The organism is Kitasatospora sp. NPDC056731, from assembly GCF_040687675.1.
Lineage (GTDB): Bacteria > Actinomycetota > Actinomycetes > Streptomycetales > Streptomycetaceae > Kitasatospora.
In genome coordinates, this window is sequence record NZ_JBFBNR010000015.1 from 38706 (window position 1) to 61303 (window position 22598).

The 22598-nt window shown below is 71.2% G+C and carries 16 protein-coding genes; 8 read left to right on the top strand and 8 right to left on the bottom strand.

All coding sequences use genetic code 11. From position 1 onward, the window contains the following. The first annotated feature begins 103 nt into the window (after positions 1-103). Entirely contained in the window at positions 104-832 is a 729-nt protein-coding gene (locus AB0R04_RS17785; protein ID WP_363372124.1) for an ABC transporter ATP-binding protein, read from the top strand. Continuing rightward, positions 829-3237: an FtsX-like permease family protein gene (locus AB0R04_RS17790; RefSeq protein ID WP_363372127.1), complete on the top strand. Its 2409-nt coding sequence runs from the start codon at positions 829-831 to the stop codon at positions 3235-3237. The genes AB0R04_RS17785 and AB0R04_RS17790 overlap by 4 nt, the downstream gene beginning before the upstream one ends. A gap of 558 nt (positions 3238-3795) precedes the next feature. Here the strand turns inward: AB0R04_RS17790 and AB0R04_RS17795 are convergent. Both AB0R04_RS17795 and AB0R04_RS17800 read right to left on the bottom strand, forming a co-directional pair. Next, positions 3796-6165, bottom strand: coding sequence for a hypothetical protein (locus AB0R04_RS17795; protein ID WP_363372130.1), 2370 nt, complete (start codon positions 6163-6165; stop codon positions 3796-3798). Between the two features lie 710 nt (positions 6166-6875). Continuing rightward, a complete protein-coding gene (locus tag AB0R04_RS17800; protein WP_363372132.1) occupies positions 6876-7733 on the bottom strand; it encodes a hypothetical protein in 858 nt (285 codons plus the stop codon). A gap of 584 nt (positions 7734-8317) precedes the next feature. On the opposite strand from AB0R04_RS17800, the gene AB0R04_RS17805 reads away from it, so the two are divergent. Further along, a complete protein-coding gene (locus AB0R04_RS17805) occupies positions 8318-9442 on the top strand; it encodes a hypothetical protein (RefSeq protein WP_363372135.1) in 1125 nt (374 codons plus the stop codon). A 738-nt stretch (positions 9443-10180) separates the two neighbouring features. Continuing rightward, complete coding sequence (locus AB0R04_RS17810) at positions 10181-13450, top strand: SdrD B-like domain-containing protein (protein ID WP_363372137.1); 3270 nt, start codon at positions 10181-10183, stop codon at positions 13448-13450. A 172-nt stretch (positions 13451-13622) separates the two neighbouring features. On the opposite strand, the gene AB0R04_RS17815 is transcribed toward AB0R04_RS17810, so the two are convergent. Together AB0R04_RS17815 and AB0R04_RS17820 are read right to left on the bottom strand one after the other, a co-directional pair. Next, the gene (locus AB0R04_RS17815; protein ID WP_363372140.1) at positions 13623-14720 is read right to left on the bottom strand and encodes a PP2C family protein-serine/threonine phosphatase; all 1098 of its coding nucleotides are present in this window, start codon (positions 14718-14720) and stop codon (positions 13623-13625) included. Positions 14721-14927: 207 nt separating this feature from the next. Further along, positions 14928-16145, bottom strand: coding sequence for a cytochrome P450 (locus AB0R04_RS17820; RefSeq protein WP_363372142.1), 1218 nt, complete (start codon positions 16143-16145; stop codon positions 14928-14930). 192 nt (positions 16146-16337) lie between these two features. On the opposite strand from AB0R04_RS17820, the gene AB0R04_RS17825 reads away from it, so the two are divergent. Continuing rightward, positions 16338-16694 (top strand): arsenate reductase family protein, encoded by a 357-nt coding sequence (locus AB0R04_RS17825; RefSeq protein WP_363372145.1) that lies wholly within the window; start codon positions 16338-16340, stop codon positions 16692-16694. A gap of 48 nt (positions 16695-16742) precedes the next feature. Here AB0R04_RS17825 and AB0R04_RS17830 read toward each other — a convergent pair whose 3' ends face one another. Then, the gene (locus AB0R04_RS17830) at positions 16743-17213 is read right to left on the bottom strand and encodes a pyridoxamine 5'-phosphate oxidase family protein (protein WP_363372146.1); all 471 of its coding nucleotides are present in this window, start codon (positions 17211-17213) and stop codon (positions 16743-16745) included. Positions 17214-17298: 85 nt separating this feature from the next. On the opposite strand from AB0R04_RS17830, the gene AB0R04_RS17835 reads away from it, so the two are divergent. Both AB0R04_RS17835 and AB0R04_RS17840 read left to right on the top strand, forming a co-directional pair. Further along, complete coding sequence (locus AB0R04_RS17835; RefSeq protein WP_244293337.1) at positions 17299-17847, top strand: DUF1697 domain-containing protein; 549 nt, start codon at positions 17299-17301, stop codon at positions 17845-17847. Between the two features lie 131 nt (positions 17848-17978). After that, positions 17979-18542 carry a DUF1707 and FHA domain-containing protein gene (locus AB0R04_RS17840; RefSeq protein ID WP_363372150.1) on the top strand — a complete coding sequence of 188 codons (564 nt, stop codon included), beginning with the start codon at positions 17979-17981 and terminating at the stop codon, positions 18540-18542. 87 nt (positions 18543-18629) lie between these two features. Here the strand turns inward: AB0R04_RS17840 and AB0R04_RS17845 are convergent, their stop codons facing one another. The 3 genes from AB0R04_RS17845 to AB0R04_RS17855 form a co-directional block, all read right to left on the bottom strand. After that, positions 18630-19037, bottom strand: coding sequence for a hypothetical protein (locus AB0R04_RS17845; protein ID WP_363372152.1), 408 nt, complete (start codon positions 19035-19037; stop codon positions 18630-18632). Positions 19038-19266: 229 nt separating this feature from the next. Further along, positions 19267-20058: a hemerythrin domain-containing protein gene (locus AB0R04_RS17850; RefSeq protein WP_159398408.1), complete on the bottom strand. Its 792-nt coding sequence runs from the start codon at positions 20056-20058 to the stop codon at positions 19267-19269. A gap of 294 nt (positions 20059-20352) precedes the next feature. Beyond that, the gene (locus AB0R04_RS17855; protein ID WP_244293338.1) at positions 20353-21420 is read right to left on the bottom strand and encodes an alpha/beta hydrolase-fold protein; all 1068 of its coding nucleotides are present in this window, start codon (positions 21418-21420) and stop codon (positions 20353-20355) included. 425 nt (positions 21421-21845) lie between these two features. On the opposite strand from AB0R04_RS17855, the gene AB0R04_RS17860 reads away from it, so the two are divergent. After that, on the top strand, positions 21846-22589 hold the full coding sequence (locus AB0R04_RS17860; protein WP_363372156.1) for an SDR family oxidoreductase: 744 nt from the start codon (positions 21846-21848) through the stop codon (positions 22587-22589). Positions 22590-22598: the final 9 nt, after the last annotated feature.

The window sequence follows — 22598 nt, forward strand, 5'->3', positions numbered from 1 at the left end:
CCCGGGGATGTACGCCGGATACGCCCCCGGGCCGATGACCTGGGAAGAGGTGACATCCGCCAGCCGACGCGGTGGATCGTGGTCCGTTCCTAGGTTCATGGCCATGACGAATGCACCGATGATCGACCTCCGCGACGCGACGAAGAAGTACGACGACGGCCCGCCCGCACTGGCCGGCGTCACCTTGTCCGTGGCGGCTGGTGAGTGCGTGGCGATCCTCGGCCATTCCGGCAGTGGCAAGTCCACGCTGCTGAACCTGATCGCGGGTCTGGACAAGCCTTCCAGTGGCACCGTGACCGTCGACGGCACCCGCGTCGACCAGCTCGGCGAGGCCGGTTCGGCGAAGTACCGCCGGGCCTCCATCGGCATGATCTTCCAGTTCTTCAACCTGCTGGACGACCTGACCGTATTGGACAACGTCATGGTTCCGGCACAGCTGGCCGGGATGGGCAAGCGCGAAGCGCAGCGGCGGGCCGTCGAGCTGCTCGGCTCGCTGGACATCGACCGGCATGTCAATGCCTATCCGCAGCGGCTGTCCGGCGGGCAACGGCAGCGGGTGGCGGTGGCCAGGGCCCTGATGAACGAGCCGGCGCTGCTACTGGCCGATGAGCCGACCGGCGCCCTGGACTCGAGCTCGGCCGAGGACGTGCGCCAGCTGCTGCTGGAGCTGAACAGCGATGGCCAGACCATCCTGCTGGTCACCCACGACGTGCAGTTGGCCGCGAGCACCGCGCGCCGCACGATCGAGTTGGTGGACGGCGCGGTCGAGCGGGACGTGGTCAACACCGCCGGCGGCGCCACCGTCAACAGCTCGGCGGGAGCGGTCCGGTGAGCGCCCTGGGCAAGGTCGTACGTTCCGGCGTGGGCCGCCGTCGGGTCCAGTCCATCGTCATGGCCCTGACCACGTTCGCCGCGGTGACGTCCTCAGTACTCTCCCTCGGTCTGCTGACTGTCGTGCAGGCCCCGTTCGAGCACGCTTTCAGCGCCCGGAACGGGGCGCACCTGGCGGTCCAGTTCGACGGCTCGAAGGTCACGGCCGCACAGGCCACCGCCACCGCGCACGCCGCCGGCGTCACCGAGGCGGCCGGGCCGTACCCGGTCGCCGCCGCCCTGGACACAACCGTCGGCACGGACTGCCCCAAGAACGATTTCGCCGGTACTGACAACCATCCGATCACCGTCACCACCCGGCCCGACCTGGGCAGCACCTCCGGGATGGACCAACTGGCGCTGACCCAGGGGCGCTGGCCGACGAGCCCGGACGAGATCGCCCTGCCGTGGCAGCACTATGCCACCGACTGCTTCGGCAGTTCAGTGGTGTTCTCCTCCCTGCCGGGCAAGCCGTCGTTCAAGGTCGTCGGCTTCGGCGGCTCGGTGACCGACAGCGCGACCGCCTTCGCCACCGCCGACGGTTTCGCGCGGCTCACCGCCGCCGGTGCCAAGTCCGACGAGCAGATGCTCTACCGGTTCGCCGAGGCCGGGACCGCCACCGACATCGCCACCGACAAGCAGGCGGTGGCCGCCGCCGCGCCGGCCGGCGCGGTCGAGGGCGGACAGTCGTACCTGACCACGGAGCAGCAGGCGACCGGCAACGCCAAGGCCTACGTGCCGTTCCTGATCGGCTTCGGGATCCTCGGGCTGTTCATGTCGGTGCTGATCATCTCGATCGTGGTCAGCGGGGCTGTGGCCTCGGGAATCCGGCGCATCGGGATTCTGAAGTCGTTGGGCTTCACCCCTTCGCAGGTGGCCCGCGCCTACACCGCGCAGGCCATGATCCCGGCGACACTCGGCGTGGTGCTCGGCACGGTTTTCGGCAACCTCCTGGCTGTGCCGATCCTGGACGGGGCCACCAAGCAGCTCGGCGCGGCCCGTACCACGATTCCGTTGTGGGTCAGCGCCGTGGTGTCGCTGGGCACCCTGCTGATCGTCGGCGTCACAGCTTTGATCCCGGCACTGCGAGCCGGCCGGATGTCGACGGTGCGGGCCCTGGTGGTCGGCCGCGCCCCCAAGGCCGGGGGCGGTCAGGCGGCGCAGCGTCTGGCCTCGCGGCTGCCGCTGCCCCGGGCCATGTCGCTGGGGCTGGCCCAGCCGTTCGCCCGGCCGGCCCGGGCCGTACTGGTCGGTACGGCGGTGCTGTTCGGCGTGGTGAGTGCCACGTTCGCGGTGGGGCTGGGGACCGGGTTCACCAAGTACCTGGACGCCAGCACCTCAGGCTTCAACGTCGCGTCGGAGATCGTGATACCCACAGCCGACGTGGGCGTGCCCTGGGGTCTCTACGGCCCCAACGACCCGCGCACCCCGCACCTGGACGCCGCCAAGGTGGCCGCCGCGCTCGCCGGAATCCCGGGCACGAAGGCCGCGTTCGGCTGGGGCGAAAGCGGCGCGGCCATGGTCGGCGCTCCGCCCGGCGGCGAACCGCCGAAGGTGTTCACGGTCACCGGCGACTTCTCCTGGACGCACCTGGAGCTGGTGTCCGGCCGCTGGTACTCGGCGCCCGGCGAGGCCGTGGTCGGCGACAAGCTGGCCACGACGGCGGGGATCCACGTCGGTGACGACGTCACCGTGACGCAGCAGAACAAGCAACTGCCGCTGAAGGTCGTCGGCATCAACTTCGACACCAACCAGGGCGACTACACCGTCATGACGGATGCGGCCACCTTCACCGCCGCCGGTCTGCCCCCGCACATCGACCAGTTCAACGTCGAGCTGACCGACAACGTCAACGGATCGGACTGGTCCACCTCGGCCGCCGCCGCGCTGACCCCGCTGAACGCCTCGGTCCAGTCGAACTCGAGCTCGGGCAAGAACATCGTGGTGCTCACCATGAGCGCCCTGGTGGCCACGCTCACGCTGATGATGATCGCGGTCGCCGCGCTCGGGGTGCTGAGCATGGTGGTGCAGGACACCCGGGAGCGGGTCCATGATCTGGGGATCCTCAAGGCCCTCGGGATGACACCCAAGCAGACCATCGCGATGGTCCTGACCTCGGTGACACTCACCGGCCTGATCGCCGGGCTGATCGGGGTCCCGCTCGGGGTCGCGGTGGAGAAGGCGACGCTGAACCCGATGGGGAACGCGATCGGCCGGCACCTGCCGCCGAGCGTGACCCACACCTACACCGCCGGGCTGCTCATCCCCCTGCTGGCCGGCGGGATCGTGATCGCCCTGCTCGGGGCACTGCTGCCGGCCGGCTGGGCGGCCCGGTCGCGGACCGCCACCGCGCTGCGGACCGAGTAGGACCGAGCAGGACCGAGCAGAGCCGCTGGTCGCCGCGGCAAAAGCAGTGCTGGGCACTGCACGGCGCGGCAAGAACGCCAATGCCGACCTCCCCGGTCGATACCCTCGGGAGGTCGGCATTCCGGCGTTTACCCTCAACACAGAGGCACTGGATGACGCGGCGCATACGAGCCGGTTCGAAGTTCGGTAGCACTGCGTAGCGCCCTGCAGCGACCAGCCAACGCGATCCCTCGTCACTGCTCCGCACTTCTCGACTCATCTCATCCGTTGAAGCCCCCGCGTGTGCACTGGTTGTGAAATGATCTTCCATGCGACCATCATTTGCGCAGGTCAGAGGCATGTTCGATCAGAACTACGACCTGTAGGGGCGCCTCTGACCTGCGGAAACGCCGCGCCCTCGACAGCCAGTCGCACCTCAACTGGTTGTCGATGTGAAATGAGTGTGCACGCAGATCGAACTCTCGCCAGGCCCTACAGCAGCCATCACTAGCGACGGCCTCCGCCACATGGCGACAGGAACCAGTGACGGGCCCACTTGCTGCCGCCGGGCCACGGCGGCTAGAACGGCCAGGGATCGGCGATCGAACCGTCAACCTCCAGGCCGTAGCAACGCACCTGCTCGGCCTCCTCCGTTCTACCCTCGGCCTCCCAGAGAGCAGCGAGCGGGCCGACGCCGCAGCCGGCATCGACCGCGGCCCGGTGCGTGCGCTCGGCACCGACTGCGTGACGGTGACGTTCCATCATGGCCAGCCGCTCCAGCGCGTAGAGGTTCCCCCACTCTGCCGCACGTCGGTGCAGAGCCTCAGCCCAGCCCGGGTGATGCCTCTCCAGGTGCCAGGCCGCCACCGCCCAGGTCTGCGGGTTCCGAAACCCTGCCAGGCGATGCAGAACGGCCTCCGCGCCGACCTCGTCGTCCGAGTGCAGTCCCATCAGTGTCATGACGGCCGCGAACGTCCCACCCTGCCAACGCTGTGCCACCGCGCCGAGGACGTTCCGGTCGGCCAGCTCGACGACCGCCCAAGCCAGCCGTTCGGCCTCGGTCCGGTCATCGATCTGCTGCATCGCCATCATGGCCAGTTCGAATCCGTCGCCGCCTTCTGCGAATGATCGGGCCAGGCGTTCGGCCTCGTCCCACTCGCCGACCTGGCACTTGAGCAATACCAGTTCGCCTCTGGCATCGCGGTCGCCTGCCGACGCTCCCAACCACAGGAGCCGTTCGTGCTCCTCGAGGTCACCCGCGTTCCGCCACAACCTAGCCAGCAGAAAGGGCGCTTCGGGACTTCCGAGTGCCACGGCCTTTGTCAACGCCTCTTCTGCCTCCGGGCCGTCACACAGCACCGTGGCCAGGGAGGTCAGCGCGGAGGCATGCCCAGTTGTCACCGCCTCGCGGACCAGCCGTTCGGTCTCATCGGGTTGACCGAATTCATTGAGCGTCCAGGCCAGGTCTAGCATCGGCTCCGGGTCTCCCTTCTGCAGGACGGATCGCGCCAGAATTTCGGCTTCCTCGGTCAGGTCCCGGTACGCCATCATCGAGACGATCGCGGTCCAGGCTGGACCGTGCCCACCATTAGCCGCGCGGCGCAGCAATGTGGCAGCCAGACGCAAGCGGCCCCTGCGCTCTGCGGAGCAGGCCAGTTCGTACAGATCAGCGGCGGTCGCCGCGTGGCGCTCAACGGCGTGCCAAAACGAGGCGGGTGGGAAGGACGCATGCCGAGCCGTCCGGGCGTAATGGTCGAGGTAATCCGCAAGTCGGCACACTCCTGGTCGGGCCCCCATCCCGTGGTCCTGGGCGACATCGCCAAGTGCCGCCACCACGTCCTTGATCCTGGTCCGGGCGAAGACCAGCGCGGTCTCGAACCAGTCTGCTGGCGCTGCCGCGCGCTGGGCGTCCGTCAGGTAGCCGGGCGCTGCCGCCTCCAGCAGCGCGAGCGGGAGCGGGGAGGTGTGGCCGAGTCGGCGCGCGTCCATCGCGGCCGTAACAACAGCCTTGCCGTAGCAGTCCGGCACCCCGTCCGCCTGCTCGTACCACTGAACCAGAGCTGGACCGCCCGCTAGGGTCTGGGTGACGAAGCCATCCGGAGCGGTTCGCGCGGCCACGGCCAGTGACCCGTCGTCCGTCTCGTGCAAGCGCGCCAGCGCCTCATTGTCGAAGACTGCTGGGACGGTGATCACCCGCGCCGCCGTGAGCAAGGCTCTGGCCTGGGGGTGGCGGTCCTGATTGCCGTCCGGACAATAGGTCAGTTCGTGGCGGTGGCCCGGCCAAAGGGTAGCGATGATCACCAAGGGCCCTGACTGCTCCAACCGTCGGCGCAGTGCTGCAGCGGAGGCCTCCCCGCCGGGGCCACCAAGCAGTTCCTGAGCCTCGTTAAGCCACAGCACGGTGCGGGGACCGAGAGCATCGGTAGCGAGAAGCTGGCACAGACTGTCGGCGTCCTTCGGATAGGCCAGCGCCCAGTCGGCGAGGCAGGCCGCGACCGCCTCGTACGCGGTGCGGGTCTTACCGGTGCAACTGACCCCGCTCAGCACGCACAGCACAGCGTCTTCTCCGGAAGCGGCATCCGTCAACAAATCCCGCAGCTCATGGTCGTGGCGGCGGGCAATGTACGCCGGGAGCACGAAGCCAGCCGCGGCCGTCCGCAGCGGATCGGCGATCGCCGCGTGCACACCGAGCCGCTCTGGCTGCCAGGCGGCCAGCGGGCGCGGCAGGTCGAACGAGGCGACGACGCTGAGCTCTCCGTCCGAGTGAGCCAGCTGTCGCGCGGTCCCAAAGTTCTGCCCGCCAGTCCGTTCAGCCGCGGCGTCCCGATGACGACGGCGCCAGTGGTCAAGGTCGAAGAGGTGCCGCTCGCCGGGCAGCGGCTCCACTCCTTGACGCTTCGCCTCGGCATCGATCGCGCGCACCAGCCCGATCAGGCGCTCCGCGGACACCGGCAGGTTCCGGCCAAGGAGCCAACCTCTGACCGTCGAAGGCGAATCGACCCGAGCGCTGCTTGCGAGACCGCGCAGAGCCGGCGCAGGCCTGAGCCTGCTGAGGCGCCACTCCCCCAAGGTCCGCAGTTCCAATCGGAATCGTTCCTCAGCACTTACCGGACTTACCGACACGCCATCCCACCTGTCCCATCTGTCGCGCCCTGTCGTTGGACGGCCCCTTGGCATATGGCGGTGGCCTCCCGTTCTTGGCTTCGACTGTACAAACGGAGAATCCGGCTTCCGCACAGACCCGTCGGACAGCGAGAGTCCCGATCGACCAGTTCTTCGCGAAAGGGATCCTCTCGTGCCGTCCACGGATGCTGTCCGAGCCAGTGCCGCCGCGCTCTCCTCTCCGGGCGTCGTTGTCCTGATCGTCTTCCTGCTGCTCTATCTGGGCGTTGTCCTGCCTGCGGTCTGGTCTCGCCGGAGCCACCGCCGGCGCGCGGCCGCACAGATTCTTGATCTGATGACCAGTCAACTTTTGCTTGCTCTACGCGCTTTGGCCGATCTCCTCCGGCGCTAAGCGACCCGATCTAAACTGCGGCGGCCCCGCGCCAAGCCGTTCCACTCCCAACAGTGGGGCGACGAAGCGACCGCGAGACCGTTCTGGTGCACAGCCTCGTGGGCGGCGGCGAAGCCGCCGCCGCCCGGGCAGGTGCGGGTCGGGATTACTCCGCAAAAGGTTCGGGGATGCGCCAGAGGATGGGGAAGCGATCCGCGTCCGGCAGGCTGAGCGGGCCGGGTGGGCCTATCTGCTTGATCAGGTAGCCGAAGACCATGTGGTGGGCCTCCTCGGACACGTCGTCCCAAGTGTCCGGGGTCACGATCATGACTTCCCTCATCAGGCCCAGGTCCGACTCGTTCTCAAGCATCTCCGCCCGGTCGTCCCGGTCCATCGTCTCGTCGGCCCGCATCGCGCGAATCGATTCAGCGAGAAGATTGGGCTCCGCCCGCAAGCGGCGGCGCACTTCCCGGCAGCCGTACTGGAAGGCCGCGTACGCGTCCATCGCCTCCCGGTCCATGTCCTGGTAGCCGAACGGCGTGCCTTCGACGGCTCCGATGTAGTCGCCCTTCAGTGTGTGCAGCAGGACCCTCAGTGCGTGCTCGGCCCCGCCCTCCTCGATGAACTTCTCCATCGCCCGGATCCACACGTCCTCGGAGATGATCGGTTCGTGCGGGGCGGCGAGCCCGGGGGCGATCTGGATGGCGCTGAACGGGTTGACCAGGATGCCCATGACCATCTCGGGTGTCCACTTGCCGTCCTCACCGCCCCAGCCGCTGTTGGCCAGTTCCTGGAACGATTTCCGGGCGCCCTTCTCTCCTTCGCGGGCTGCCCGCCATAGCAGCAGGAATCTCCCGACCTCGGCTTTCTCGTCCCGAGGGGAGTTGCACAGGCCCGCCAGCACCATGACGATGTCGTGCACCGTCTCCCAGCGCGGCATCTGCTTTCCGTTGATCGCGGACCGCACAGTCTCGTGGCTGGGGCCGGACAGCGGGTCGTCACGCTCGCGGATCAGCGTGCTCACCTTTCGAAAACTCAGCTTCCCTGCTGACCGGTGCAGTTCCTGCAACGCGTCGACCAGTTCCTGGTGCCAGCCCTCCGGCCGGGACTCGTCCGGGGTGTCTACCACGTGGATCCTCCTGTTTCCCGGCCGGTGAACAGGCTCCTGCCGGGGGTGTCAAGTTTCGCTGCCGCGACGTACGACGCAGTCAGCTTCCGTCAAGTTCGACGCCCAATCTTCCGCTTGGTGACTAATGACTGAATGCCCAGGTGAGCATGGTGAGGACACCAGCGGAGCACGACACCCGAGGAGTTCGCCCCGTGCACATCCCTGCCTACGCACACGGCACGATCCGTGCCGCCCTACCCGCCATACCGACGGGCCAGCAGATGGCGAGCCTGGACTGCTGCGTGTGCGGCGCCCCGTTCGGCCGGGATCTCGGGCCGGTGCCGCTCGGCCCCGCTCCGGACGCCGGCCTGTCCGGGTGCCGCCCGTGTCTGAGCCGACTGGTCACCCGGGCGCGGGAGACCCGGGACGCCGGCCTGGCGCGGAACGCCGAACAAGTCCGCAAGGATTCCGAGGCCTGGGAATCGGTCCGTGACCACTACTTGGCCCGGCTCGACGCGGTCCGGCAGGCCGCGGAGAAAGTCGCCGAGCTGGCCGGGAACGAGGAGGTCCCGCCATTGCGGATCGCCTGGCTGTCGATATCGCTGGAGTCGGCCCACACCTGGGTCCCCGACGCCCCGGAGCCTCCGGCCTCGGTCGGCCGGGAGGACCACCTGCTGACGAACGCGAAGATGCTGATGGGCAGCGCCGTGATCACGGCCCGCGGGACCGTGGCCGACAGGCTCGTCTACCACCTGGTCAATGAGGCGCAGCCCGAGGAACCGGAGATGTGCGAGGAGTTGGAGTGCCCCGAGGACTGCTCGGGGCGGCATGACACGTCGCACATCGACTGTGGACCGGACGCCATTTTCGAAGACCTCCTGGAGCACGGCGTCTCCATCGAGGAGCCCGGCCCGGCTCCCCTGTCCCCGCAGCTCGCCGCACTCTTCGCGCCACGGCCCGAGGAGCCGCCCCCGTTGTTCCCGGGGTTGGAGGAGCAGGCCTCGGCCGCGCTCGCTCGTCTCGGAATCGATCCCGGCGACCCGGAGGTTCTGCTGAGCGCGGCGGCTGCCGGGCTGGCCGCCGAAGCCCTGCTGAACGAACCGCTCGACGCTATCCGCGCAGCACCCGGCGGGCCGGACGCCGGCGATGTCTTCGCGCAGGGCGTCGATTTGTACCGTCGGGCCCGCAAGGCGCTCCTTGCCGCCCGTGACGGCGGGCCTGAACGACTGGGTGCGTTCACGGCCGTCGCCTCGGACCTGGACCTCCCGTGGGCAGGCGGCTCCCGTTTCACGCTGCGCGCCGCGTCCGGGCCCGTCGCCGAGTTCGTCCGAAACATCGAGGAACAGATCTGGATCACCGAGGAGTTGATGCGTCGGCAGGGCTGGCGCGACGCCGTTCTGCACCGGGCGTTCACAGCTGCCTTCAAGGCCACGCACCACTTCGGCATGCCCGGCTGGCCCGCCATCGTCGACGCTGCGATGAAGCGTCTCACCTCGCTGGACCGGCTATCCGCACCCCCGGAGCTCGCTGATCTCCGTGCCGTGGAGACCGCGCTGCTCCAGGAGCCGGACCGGTTGGGAGTGAACGCCCTCGGGTGGCTCGTCCGTCATGCCCTGCTCGGTTAGCGGCCGACGGCCTCGCCAGCCGCGGAACCAGTCGTACCGGCGAGAGGTGCGGAGTGTCGACATGTCCAGAGCCATTGCCGGAGTCCTCGGCCTCATCTGTCCGAGCCCTTGTAGCGGGGAGCCGGCCGCATTCCTGATCACGTCACGCCGAGCTGGGCCGGGTACCTGGGGAGCGGGGGTCACACGGTGAGCTGGGATCGGGTGACCCTTCTCGTTCTCGCGTCGTTCGGCTGCCTCACCTTGCTGCTGACACAAATCGGCGAAGTGCTGTCGAAAGTGCCTCCGATCATCCGTGCTTGGCGGCGAGTCCAAGATGAGTTACGCCGCAGCAGCCACGACCGTTCAGCTGCCGCCCGGCCCGATCCGGAGGAATCCGCAGATGAAGGGGAAGAAGAGAGGGAAGCAGCGGTACGACGGGACGGAGGCTGAGGCGAGCTGGGGCCGGGGCTCCGCTCGGCACTTCCCAGCGCATCTCATCGTCATGGCCGCCGCGTGTGCACCGATCGTGAAACGACCTTCCACAGGACCCCCATTTCCGCAGGTCAGAGGCATTTTCGAGCTGCACTACGACCTCTAAGTCGCGGTTGCCGGTGCGGGCATGAAGCCTGTTCAGGGCCCCGTCGCGCTCTTCTCGGGCGCGACGGGGCCCTGTCGGCAGGTGCGGCCGATCGGGTGGAAGTGGGGGGTTGTGCGTTGCGTCGGGGGAAGGACGGTCGGACGGTCGGATGAACTTCCCAGATGCGCATTCACTTCCGGACCGGGCGGATCGCCTCGGTGCTGGCTCTGCTGGCCGGTTCGCTGCTCGGCAGCAGCGTGCTGGCGCCGCCGGCCCAGGCCGCGATCTCTTTCACCAAAACCGTCGACAAGGCGACCGCCTCCCCGGGGGAGAACGTCACCTACACCCTCCGGTACACCTGCTCCATCACCGAGTGCACCAACGGGCGGATCACCGACACCCTGCCGTCGAACATGCAGTTCGTCGGCTGGACGCCCGACCCCTCCTCGGTGGACCAGGCCGCCTCCACCGTGCCCGCCGCGGGGGCGATGGGCGGTGCCATGGACATCAGGCTCAAGGACCTCAGTCCGGGCACCACCGCCACCATCACGGTGACGATGAAGTACCCGAACTTCACCACCCCCGACGGGGCGGCCTCCACCAACTCGGCCACCATGACGGCCACCGGTGAGCCCAGCCAGACCGCCACCGCCGACACCAAGGCCCAGGTGCAGCCGCAGTACACGGTGACCAAGGGCATCCAGACCTCCAGCAGCGACGGGCGCACCGTCACCTACCAGTTCAGCGCCTGCGCCACCGACCTGGTGCCCAACGTCGACCTGGACACCAGCCGGCTGCTGGACACCCTGCCGCCCGGCGCCGTGGTGGACACCGGCCGCTCGCCCGGCTGGAGCCAGGTCGCGCCCGGCCCCAACACCTGGGGCTACGACATCGGGGAGTTCCGCTCCGGCAACGGCCGCGGCGGCTGCCGGCTGCCGGGCGTGCTGGTCGTCAACTACCCGGAGGCCGAATTCCCGGACGGGACGACCTCCGACAACACCGTGGACCTGTACGGCGACCCGATCGGGCCGGACGCCGAGCGCAAGCTCGACACCGCCGGCACCACCACCGGCCAGTTCCGGCCCCCGGCCACCGGTGTGATGGTGACCGCCAGCAAGGTGTGGCGCGACAGCGTCACCTCCGGTGACATCAACTCCTTCAGCCTGTCGGCCACCAACACCTCCGGCCCGGCCACCAGCCTGACCATGACCGACCCCGGCGCCGGCACCACCGACGGCCTGTACAACTGGCTCTTCCCGCAGTCCCTCCAGCTGGAGCCGTGGAACCCGACCAGCATCGGGCTCACCCTGCAGTACCGCCTCGACGGCGACCCGACCTGGCTGACCTTCAGCCCGTCCAGCCCGCTGGACGGCTCCAGCACCCGCCGGATCACCTTCGTCCAGGGCGCCGGTGACCCGGCCCGCGACGAGCTGGGCATCCCGGCCGGCCGCTGGCTCGACGGCCTCAGGTTCACCTGGGACGGCCCCATCCCGACCGGTTGGAGCCCGGGCAACTCGGTGCAGGTGATCGCCCAGGTCGTCACCCCCGGCCACGACGGGCGCCCGGCCCCCAGCCCGCTGACCAACTGTCTGGACACCACCGCCGGCGACGGCACCAGCACCTCCGCCGCCAACGCCTGCGCCTCGACCACCGTCACCGCCGCGACCAACCTCGGCGCGGCCAAGACCACCGTCGCCGGCGAGCTGTCCGCACCCGGCGGCATGGCGACCTTCCAGGTGATCCCGTACAACCGCAGCGGTCGCGACCTGACCCGCCCGCTCGTGCTGTACGACGTGCTCCCGGCCGGTGTCGTCTACGTCGAGGGCTCGGCCCGGCCCGACCCGGCCTACCCGGATGCCAAGGCCCCCCAGTCGATCACCGTCACCCCCGGCCCGGACGGCCGCCAGATCGTCCGGATGGAATGGCCGCCCGGCGCGCCCGACATGATGTACCTGCACGACGCGCTGGCCTACCGGATGCTCTTCGACGTCCAGGTCGCCAGCAGCATCCGCTCCGGCGAGCTGACCAACGACATCTACGTGACCGTCGACCGGCCGACCGCGCCGGTCGCCTGCATGTTCTCCGGCTCCGACAGCGGCGTCCCGGACCTGCTGGACCTCAACGGCAACGGCGACACCTCCGAGCTCATGTGCCACGACTCCTCCCGGATCCAGGTGGACGTGCCGAGCGTGCTGCGCTCGTACAAGGAGGTCATGGGCGACCTGGACGCCGACTACGTCAGCATCGGCAGCGCCACCCCCGGCGGCCGGATCTCCTACCGGATGACCGTCCGCAACGACTCGCCCGACCCGGTCACCGACTTCATCGCCTACGACAAGCTCCCCACCCCGGGCGACAACTACGTCCTCACCCAGGACGCTCCGCGCGGCAGCGCTTGGACGCCGTCGCTGAGCCAGCCGATCACCACCAGCGACCCGACCGTGGTGATCGAGTACACCACCGACCCCAACCCGTGCGTCGACGCCGCCCTGGTCAACCGGACCGGCTGCAACAGCAGCGCCACCTGGAGCAGTACCTTCCCCGGCCCGGGAACGGCCACCTGGTTCCGGGTCCGCCGCCCCGGCAGCCTGCCCTCCGGCGAGGCCTTCACCCTGACCTGGCCCATGGTCGCCTCGGTGGACGCCCCCGACGGGGAGTACGCCTGGAACAGCTTCGCCTTCACCGCCACCGACGCCGGCGGCCGCCAGCTGCTGCCCGCCGAGCCGGCCAAGGTCGGCGTCGCCGTCAAGCAGACCAAGCCCTCCGACAACGCGCTCGGCGACTTCGTCTGGCAGGACGTGGACGGCTCCGGCATCCAGAAGCCCGGCGACCCGGGCATCGCCGGCGTCACGGTGAAGCTGCTCGACGGCAACGGCCAGCCCGTCCGCGACAAGAACGGCAAGCCGGTCACCACGGTGACCGACCAGAACGGCCACTACCTCTTCGACCACCTGCCCGACGGCAGCTACGCGGTGCAGTTCGACCTGTCCACCCTGCCCGCCGGCGCCACCGTCACCAAGCGGGGCGTCGGCACCGATCCGGCCAAGGACTCGGACGCCGACCCGGCCACCGGCATCACCCAGACCGTCACGCTCAGCGGAGGGCAGCGCGACCTCGACCTCGACATGGGCGTGATCCTGCCGACCACCCCCACCGGGTCACCGTCGCCGTCCCCTTCCCCGACCTCCTCCCCGTCGCCGACGTCCTCGCCGTCCCCGACGCCGTCGCCGACCGCGTCGACGTCTCCCTCGCCGACCGCAACCCCGTCCGGCAGTACGACCCCGACCGCCGGCCCGACCCACAGCGCGAGTCCGTCGGCGAGCGGCGGGACGCTGCCCAACACCGGCAGCTCGGCGCCCGACGCGTTGATCGCAGCCCTCGGCGCCCTCGCCGTCCTGGGCGGTGTGGCGCTGTGCGCGATGGTCTACCGCCGACCCGGACGACACAGCTGACACCGACGACGGACAACTGAACACCCGACCGACACCAGTGGCGCCGCCCCCAGCGGCGCCACTGGCGCGTTGTCGGAGGCAGGCGGGCAGGCGGGCGGGCAGGCAGGCAGGCAGGCAGGCGGGCAGGGCTGGAACCGGGGGCTCGGGCTGCGGGAGTTCACCCGGGGAAGGCCTACGGGCGCTCCGGGGTGAGCGCCAGGACGGCGAGGTCGTCGGCGAGCAGGCCGGCGTACTCGTGGACGTCCTGGGCCAGGAAGGAGACCAGCCGGTCGGGCGAGGTGGTGCCGAGGGCGGCCAGCCGGGGGGCCAGCGGGTAGAAGGCGCCGGTGGCGTCGCGGGCCTCGCTCACGCCGTCGGTGTAGAGCAGGACGGTGTGGCCCGGGGGCAGGGCGACGGCGGTCGGCTTGCCGCGCTCGTCGGGGGGCCCGAGGTGGGCGAGGCCGAGCGGGAGCTCGTCCGCGCAGGACACCGGGGTGATGGTGTGCTCGGTGAGCAGCAGCGGGGTGGTGTGGCCCCGGTTGACGATCTCCACGCAGTCGGAGCCCGGCCGGTACTGCAGCAGGACGGCGGTGACGAACAGCTCGTCGTCGCCCCGGTCGGCGGCGTCGCGCAGGACGGCACGGTCCAGCTGGTCGGCGAGGTCGACCAGGTCGGGGGTGTCGTGCGCGGTCGCCCGGAAGGCGCCGAGCACGTCGGCCACCGTACGGACGGCGCCGAGGCCCTTGCCGCGGACGTCGCCGAGCAGCACCCGGACGCCGAAGCGGGTGTCGCACACCTCGTACAGGTCCCCGCCGACCAGGACCTCGGCCTGGGCCGGGCGGTAGAGGCCGGCCACCCGCAGGCCGCCCGCCCGCTCGGGCACCGGGCGCAGCACGGTGCGCTGCAGGGTCTCGGCGACGGTACGGGCGTGCAGCAGGGTGCGGTTCTGCCGGGTCCGCTGCCAGGACAGGGCGGTGCCCATCACCCCGGAGAGCAGCGTGGCGATGTAGACCCAGACGTGGTGCTGCTCGTTGATGTGGCCCGCCCGCACGGCCAGCACCAGTTGCAGCGCCAGGGCGCCGACCGTGGTGGTGGCGGTCAGCGCCGGGCCGTAGCTGAACGCCGCCACCACGGGCAGCGCGGTCAGCAGGAAGCCGGCCGCGACCGCGTCCGGGACGATCGCCTCGGCGGCCAGGTCGAGCAGCAGCAGGAGCACCGGCAGCCAGGGCACCCAGCGCGGTGCCCGGGGTTCCACGGCCGCCGGATGCTGCGGGCGGGGTGCTACGGGCACGGTGGGTCCTCCTGGCCGACCGGTCCGGTATGACCGGTTCGTCCCTCCATGCTCTCCTACGGAGGACCCGGCCACGAATGGCCGAACGTCCCGGTTTCCGGGGCCGACCGGGCCCGGAAGCGGGGCGTCAGGGCCGGCCGGCGGACGGTGACGACCCCCGTCCCGGCTGGCAGCCGGGTCGGTGGGCGGTCAGCGGCGAGACGGTCGTCAGCGGACGATCACCGGCAGGGTCTCGAAGCCCCGCAGGACCAGGCGGTCCCGCCGGGCCGGCACGCCGCCCGGGGCGAGCCGGGGGAAGCGGTCGAGCAGGGCGGGCACCGCGACCTCGGCCTCCAGCCGGGCCAGCTGGGCGCCCAGGCAGTAGTGCGGGCCGCCGCCGAAGCTCAGCGGCTGGCTGTCCCGGCGGGTCGGGTCGAACACCTCCGGGCGGTCGTACCGGGCCGGGTCGTGGTTGGCCGCGCCGAGCAGCAGGAGCGCCACGTTGCCGACCGGCACGGGCAGCCCGTCGACGGCCAGCCCCTCGGCCAGCGCCACCCGGGAGGTGAGCTGGACCGGGGAGTCGAAGCGCAGCACCTCGTCGGTGAAGCCCGCCGGGGTGATCGCGCCGCTGCGCAGCCCGGCGGCCGCCTCCGGGTGGCGGAACAGCAGGGCCAGGCCGTTGCCGAGCAGGTTGGTGGTGGTCTCGAAGCCGGCCACCAGCAGCAGCACCAGGTTGGCCAGCAGCTCCCGGGCGGGCAGCCGCTCCGGGTCGTCGGCGGCGATCCGGGCCAGGTCGGTGACCAGGTCGTCCTGCGGGCGGGCGAGGCGCTCGGCGGCCAGCTCGGTGAAGTAGCCGGCCAGTTCGTCGGCGGCCTGGTCAGCCTTGGTGAGCTCGGAGCGGTCGTCGATGAACTCCAGGGCGACGGTCAGGTCGGAGGCGAGGTCGCGGAAGCGGTAGCGGTCCCGCTCGGGGACGCCGAGCAGTTCGCAGATCACCCCGACCGGCAGCCGGAAGGCGAAGGCGTCCATGAAGTCCACCGGCGAGCCGTCGGCGCCCTGCTCGGCCATCTCGTCCAGCAGCCCGGCGACCGCCGCCTCCACCGCCGGGCGCAGCGCGGCCACCCGACGGGCGGTGAAGACCGAGGCGATCAGTGAGCGGACCCGGGGGTGGTCGGGCGCGTTGCGCTGCAGGATCGAGCGGCCGAACAGCGCCATCGACGGGTGCTCGGCGAATTCCGGGGTCAGCTCCGCCATCATGTCGGCGGTCGCGACGGCGAAGGCGGGGGTGCGCAGCACCTTGTCGGCCGCGGCATGGCCGGCCACCAGGACGGTGTCCGGCCCGGCGGGCACCGCCGCGCCCAGCGCGTGTGCCCGCGCGTACAGCGGGTACGGGTCGGCCCGGCCCTCGCTGGTCAGCAGTTCCTCGATGATCGCCGCGCCGTCCATCCGGTGCTCCCCTCCCAGAGGCCACGTTCCTGCTGCGTGAACCACCGGAGGGTACAGCGGAGTTCCCGTCCGGCGGGGGTACCGGGCCGGGCCGGGGGCTCGCCCGGCGTCGGCCCGGGTGCGCGTCCGGCGGGGGCGCCGGGCCGGGCGGGTTGGCGCCCGGCCGTCGGGCGGCTCGGTAGGGTTGCCGGTATGGAGATCTGGATCAACCCGCGCTGCGGCAAGTGTCGGTCGGCGCTCGGCGCGCTGGAGGCCGTCGGGGCCGAGTACACCGTGCGGCGCTACCTGGAGGATCCGCCGACCGCGGCCGAGCTGGAGCAGGTACTGGAGCGGCTGGGCCTGGAGCCGTGGGACATCACCCGCATCGACGAGCAGGTCGCCAAGGACCTGGGGATGCGGAAGTGGACCCGGGAGCCGGCGGACCGGGATCGCTGGATCGCGGCGATGGCCGAGCACCCGATCCTGATCCAGCGCCCGATCATCACCGCGGACGACGGCCACGCCGTCGTGGCCCGGACCCCCGAGGCGGTCAAGTCCGTCCTGCCGTAGCAGCGCCGCATCCGGAGCCTCCGACGTGTCCGAGGCGTCCGGGGCCGGTCAGTGCAGTTGGATCCGCTGCACCGGCCGGCCCGGGTGCCAGTTGAGGACCCACAGGTGGCCCTCCCCCACGGCGGTGTGCACCACCTGCTCCAGGTCCAGCCGGAAGGCGTGGAAGGCGGTCGGCGGCGGCTCGGGCAGATCGGCCGCGTAGGCGGACAGTTCAGCCTCGTCGGTGATCTCGACCGCACGGCCGGAGACCTTGGAGTCCCCGCCGGCCATCGTCTCGTCCCCCGGGTGGGCGTGCAGCGCGAAGCGGGCGTCCCGCTGGAGGTCGCGCGCCTTGGACGAGCCGTACATCGACCCGAGCATCAGGTCGGCGCCGACGAAGCCGACCTCCGTACCGCTCACCCGGGGCGAACCGTCCTTGCGCAGCGTCGCCAGGACGTGGTGCTTCTCGGCTTCGAACCGGGCCCGCACGAGGGGGGCCAGCTCGGGTGCCTGCTGCTCGAAATCCTGCCAGGTGACCATGGCGCCAGTCTGGCACCGGGCACCGACAACCGCCGGGCGCCAGGGGCAACCTCCGGGTGTCAGGGGCCGATGCCAGACTGGCGGGGTGACCACCACGACCACGTACATCGCGTTCCTGCGGGCGATCAACGTCGGCGGCCGGACGGTGCGGATGGAGCGACTGCGGGCGCTCTTCGCCGAGTTGGGGCTCGGGGGCGTGCGCTCCTACATCCAGAGCGGCAACGTCTTCTTCACCACCGACGAGCCGGACCGCGCCGCCCTCACCCGGCGCATCGAGGAGCACCTGGAGCGGTCCCTCGGCTACCCGGTGCCCGCGCTGCTGCGGACGGTCGACGAGGTGGCCGCGCTGCTGGCCGCCGAGCCGTTCAAGGGCGTCGAGGTGACGCCCGACGTCCGGCTGGTCGTGGCCTTCCTCTCCGAGCCGCTGCCCGCCGACCTCGCCGTCCCCCGCCTCTCACCGAAGGGCGACCACGAGGTGGTCGGCGCCGACCCGGGCGCCGCGTACGTGGTGGTCCACCTGCGGGACGGCAAGTGGGTCACCGGGGAACTGTTCGGCAAGGCCTACCGGGGTGCGGTCACCTCCCGGTTCCTGCACACCACCGAGAAGATCCTGGCGGCCGCCCGGAAGGGCTGACCCCCTGCCCCTCCCAAGCACCCGGAACCGCGGTGGCGCACCGGGCGTCTGGAGTGCAGTGACGTACTCACCGTGCGCCGGCACCCGGCGTGATCTGGACAGTCCGAGCCGGCCGAGCCGACAATCGGGCCATGACGTCTCCTGAGTTCCGCACCGGCGCCGTCCGGCCCTCCGGCGCGGTCCGCCCCTCGGACGCCGAACGGGACCAGGCGCTCGGGGTGCTCAAGGACGGAGCGGGCAGCGGACGGCTGTCGCACGACACCTTCCTCGGCCGGATGGAGATCGTCCTGCACGCCACCAGCCGGGGCGAGTTGGACGAGGCGATGACCGGGCTGCCGACCGGGAACCCGGTCGAGCGCTTCCTGCTGCGGACGGTCGGCCGGGTCTCCGCGTTCGGGGACCGGCTGCGCCGGGCCTGGCGCACCGAGCGGCTGCCCGGGCTGAGCCTGCCGGAGACCGGGGCGGGGCAGTTGACGATCGGTCGGTTTCCCGGCTCGGGGCTGCGGCTGCACGACGCCTCGGTGTCCCGACGGCACGCCGAACTGCGGCGCGAGGGCGGCGGCTGGGTGCTGTACGACCTGGGCTCGACCAACGGCACGCATGTGAACGGGCGCCGGATCGCGGGCGGGGTGCGGGTCCGGCCGGGCGACCAGGTCCGGTTCGGGAACCTGGAGTTCCGGCTCGCTTCGGGCTGAGCCGCACCCACGGCCGGTCGGTACGGCCTGAGCGGGCGCCGGGGAGGCGTCGGGCGGGCAGGCGTGCGGGCGTGCGGGCCGGCGGTGTCAGCCGTGGGTGACGTGCAGTTCGGCGTAGCGGTCGCCCTTGTCCGCCTTGCGCAGGGTGACCTTCGCCGCGCCGACGGCGGTCTCGGCGTCCTTGCCGACGGTCTTCCGTTCGTCGCCGACCGCTACCTCGACCGTGCTGTCGGTGATGTGGCCGACCGTCATCTTCACGGTGCGGTCGCCGCCGAAGACCTGGAGGGTCTTGAAGGCGTCGGCGCCGTCGGTGCGGACGACGACGTCGCAGCTGTCGTCGTCGAGGCAGAGCGCGACACCGCCGTCGCAGGCGGTCAGTCCGGCGCCGAGGGTCAGAACGGCTCCGGCGGCGAGGAGCGCCCGGCGGTGGACGGCGGGCCCGAAGCGGCGCCGGGCAGGGGTTCGGTGGGAGTTCGGGGTGCTCGCTGTGGTCATGGTGTCGACGGTAGGCGCCCGGACGCGCCCCGCCATCGGCCGTCGGCGGTACGCACCCCCTGGCCGGCCCCGGAGCGCCCGAACAGCCGCGACCCCGAGGGTGATGGGTCGAATCCCCTAGGGGGCGAGGGGAGTTGGAACTGCGGGTAGCGGATTCCGGAGAGGCTCGGCATATGCCTCGGGGGTATGCCACGCGCGTAGATCGACGGGCCGCGAAAAGGACCGGCGGTCAGTCGGCGACACCGCCCAGGTCGCTGCCCAGCGCACCGGCCGGGCCCCACAGCGGCGCCATGCAGCGCTGGTAGGTGGCCTGCCAGTGCGGCCAGTTGCGGGCCACGTCGTCGTCGCACTCGGCCAACAGCCGCTCCACCAGCGCCGGTTCCACGCCCTCCAGCAGCCAGGCCAGCGCGTCCGCCGTCCCCGGGCCGTCCGCCGAGCGCAGCAGGTCCATCAGCTCGCCCAGGCCGCCGAGCCGGGAGCCCTCCGGGACCACCCGCTCCATCCGGGGCAGCAACTGGCGCTCCTCGATCCGCAGGTGCGTCTCCAGCCGGGCCGCCAGGTCCTCCATCGCGTACGCCACCGGCCAGGCGCTGCCGGTGTCCCGGCTGGCGATCCGCACCAGCGTGGTGACCCGGGTGAACGAGTGGTCGAGGTTGTGGTGGTCCGCCTCCAGCCAGTTGAGCAGCAGCCGCAGCTCGGGGGCGAAGCGGCGCACGATCGGCCAGATCCGGCTGTCCTGCTGCTCGTGGTGGCAGGTCAGCATCGCGGTCACGAAGCTCCAGTGCCGCAGCAGCGCCTCGCCGGCGTCGTCCTCGCCGGGCTGGAGCAGCCGCAGGGCGTTGGGCAGCCGGGCGAGGTCCCGGCGCAGCGCGGCGTGCACCAGCCGCAGTCCGGCGAAGCGGGCCGTCACCGGCTCCTCGCCGACGGCCCGCACGGGCACGGCCGCGCCCCGGGTGTCGACCCCGGACCCCGCCTGCTCGGGCACGGAGGGGGACGGCTGGGGCAGTAGATGGATCGGCATGGGACTCTCTTCACGACGTCGTGGGGCGGGCGGGGCCAGCCGGTGGAGCGGCCCCATCCAAGGTGCTCACAGTCGATCAAAAGCGAATCAATGTCCGATTGACGCGCAGGTCACAGGCATGCGCGCGGGGGAAACGGCGCTGCGCGGGAGCCGCCCCGCGCTCGCCCGCCCCGGCCTCCGGACGCTGCCGGAACGCCGTGGGCCCGGGGCACCTGGGTGCCCCGGGCCCACGGCCTGCGGGTCGTCGTGCGGGTGGCTGTACAGACGGCCGTACGGCTTGTCGTGCCGCTGGGATCAGTCGGCCTCCGGGCCCGCCAGGTTCTTGGTGAGCCACTGCAGCGTGTCCGGGATCATCTTCTTGAAGTCCGAGGTCAGGTGCTTGCCGCCGGGCTGCTCGTAGTACTCCAGCGACACCGGCGGGGCGGCCTTGGCGACCCAGCCCTTGACCAGCTTGGTCTCGTACGGGTTGGCGCCGCCCGCGGTGACCAGCATCTTCACGTCGGCCTTGCCCTGGGCGACCAGTACGTCGGGGTTGTTGGCCTGCCGCTCGGCGTCGTGGCCCTTCCACAGCCCCGAGTCGGGAACGTAGTAGCCGTCGATCGGGACGGCGGCCTTGTAGACGTCCGGGTGCTGGAGGGCGAGCTTGGCGCTGCAGAAGCCGCCGGTGGAGGCGCCCATCACGCCCCAGCCGTCGCGGCCCTTCACGGTGCGGAAGTTGGCGCGGACGAAGTCCGGGAGGTCCTGGGACATCCAGGTGCCCATCTTGGGCTGGCCCGGGATGTCGGAGCAGTCCAGCGCGTTGTGCTCGTCGCTGTTGAAGTTCTGCACCGGCATGATCATGATGAACGGGTGGGACTTGCCCGCCTTGACCAGCTGCTCGTTCTCCTCCTGGATCGGCAGCTGGTTGTCGGTCCAGGTGTTGTAGCCGTTGCTCTGGCCGCCCGCGAAGAGGGTGAGCACCGGGAAGCCGGTCTTGGCGAACTTGGGGTCGTTGTACTCGGGCGGCAGCCAGACCCAGACCTTGCCGGAGACGCCGGACTTCGCGCCGGTCACCGTGGTCATCATGATCGGACCGGCGGACGTGTCCCGGGCCTTGCTCAGGTTTGCGGCCGGACCGGTGGGCATCAGCACCTTCCCGGTGGCGGCCGCGGGCTCCGCGGTGGTGGGCGCGGGCGTACCGCCGCCACCCGCGCTGGGCGAGCCGCCCGTGGCAGCGGTACCGGTCGCACCCGGGGTACCGGCCGCCTTGCCGCCGTCCCCCTTCCCGCCGCCGGAACTCCCGCAGGCCGCGAGCGAGGCGGCCAGGGCGAGCACGGCGGCGCCGGTCAGGACGGCGCGGGAACGGGACGACTGCCTAAGCACGGTGAGGACTCTCCGACCGATGACACGCCCGGTCCGTCTGACCGGGCTGTGGCCCCCCGGTGGGGCCGGACAGACCGGGGGCGCGGCGCTGGTGCGGTCCCCGGGGTGGCGGCGCGTCCTCCCTCGCGGTGGCGCGCCTTCCTGCGATCTTATGACGTGGACCGGGGTGGCCCGGTTGCGCGGTGGCCACCGGAAATCCAATGTTTGTTCGCGATCAGGTAAAGGCCTTCACCACTCCCCCCGAACGACGGGGGCCGGACGGCGGGGAGCACGGTCCGCGGCCTGTCCGGGGGTGCGAATTTTGGGGCCTTCGACCAGTGACGGCGGCCCCCGCATCCGCAACGATCGGCTCACGCCCGGAGCGAGCGGACCCCACCCCGGGGAACCCGAGCCCAGCCGAAACCGAGCAGACCCAGGAGAACGCCATGCCCCAGCAGATCGCCGTCGTCACCGGAGCCGGGAGCGGAGTCGGCCGGGCCGTGGCGGTCGAACTGGCCGCGGCCGGCTGGCGGCTGGCGCTGGCCGGCCGGCGGGCCGAGCCGCTGCGGGAGACCGCCCGGCTGGGCGGCACGCCGACCGCGGTGGTGCCGACCGACGTCACCGACCCGGCGGCGGTGGACGCGCTGTTCGCCGCAGCCGTCGAGCGCTTCGGCCGGGTGGACCTGCTGTTCAACAACGCCGGCACCTTCGGCGCGGCCGTACCGGTGGAGGACCTGGAGGTCGAGGCCTGGCGGGCGGTGGTCGACCTCAACCTGACCGGGGCGTTCCTCTGCGCCCGGGCCGCGTTCCGGCAGATGAAGGCGCAGGACCCGCAGGGCGGCCGGATCGTCAACAACGGCTCGATCTCGGCGCACGTCCCGCGCCCGCACTCGATCGCCTACACCGCGACCAAGCACGCCGTCACCGGGCTGACCAAGTCGCTGTCGCTGGACGGCCGCCCGTACCGGATCGCCTGCGGGCAGATCGACATCGGCAACGCGGCGACCGACATGACCGCCGCGATGAGCACCGGGGTGCGGCAGGCGGACGGGCGGCTCGCGGTCGAGCCGACCATGGACGTGGCCGACGTGGCCCGCACCGTCCGGCACATGGCCGAACTGCCGCTGGAGGCCAACGTGCAGTTCGCCACCGTGATGGCGACCGCCATGCCGTACGTCGGGCGGGGTTAGAGCCTGCCG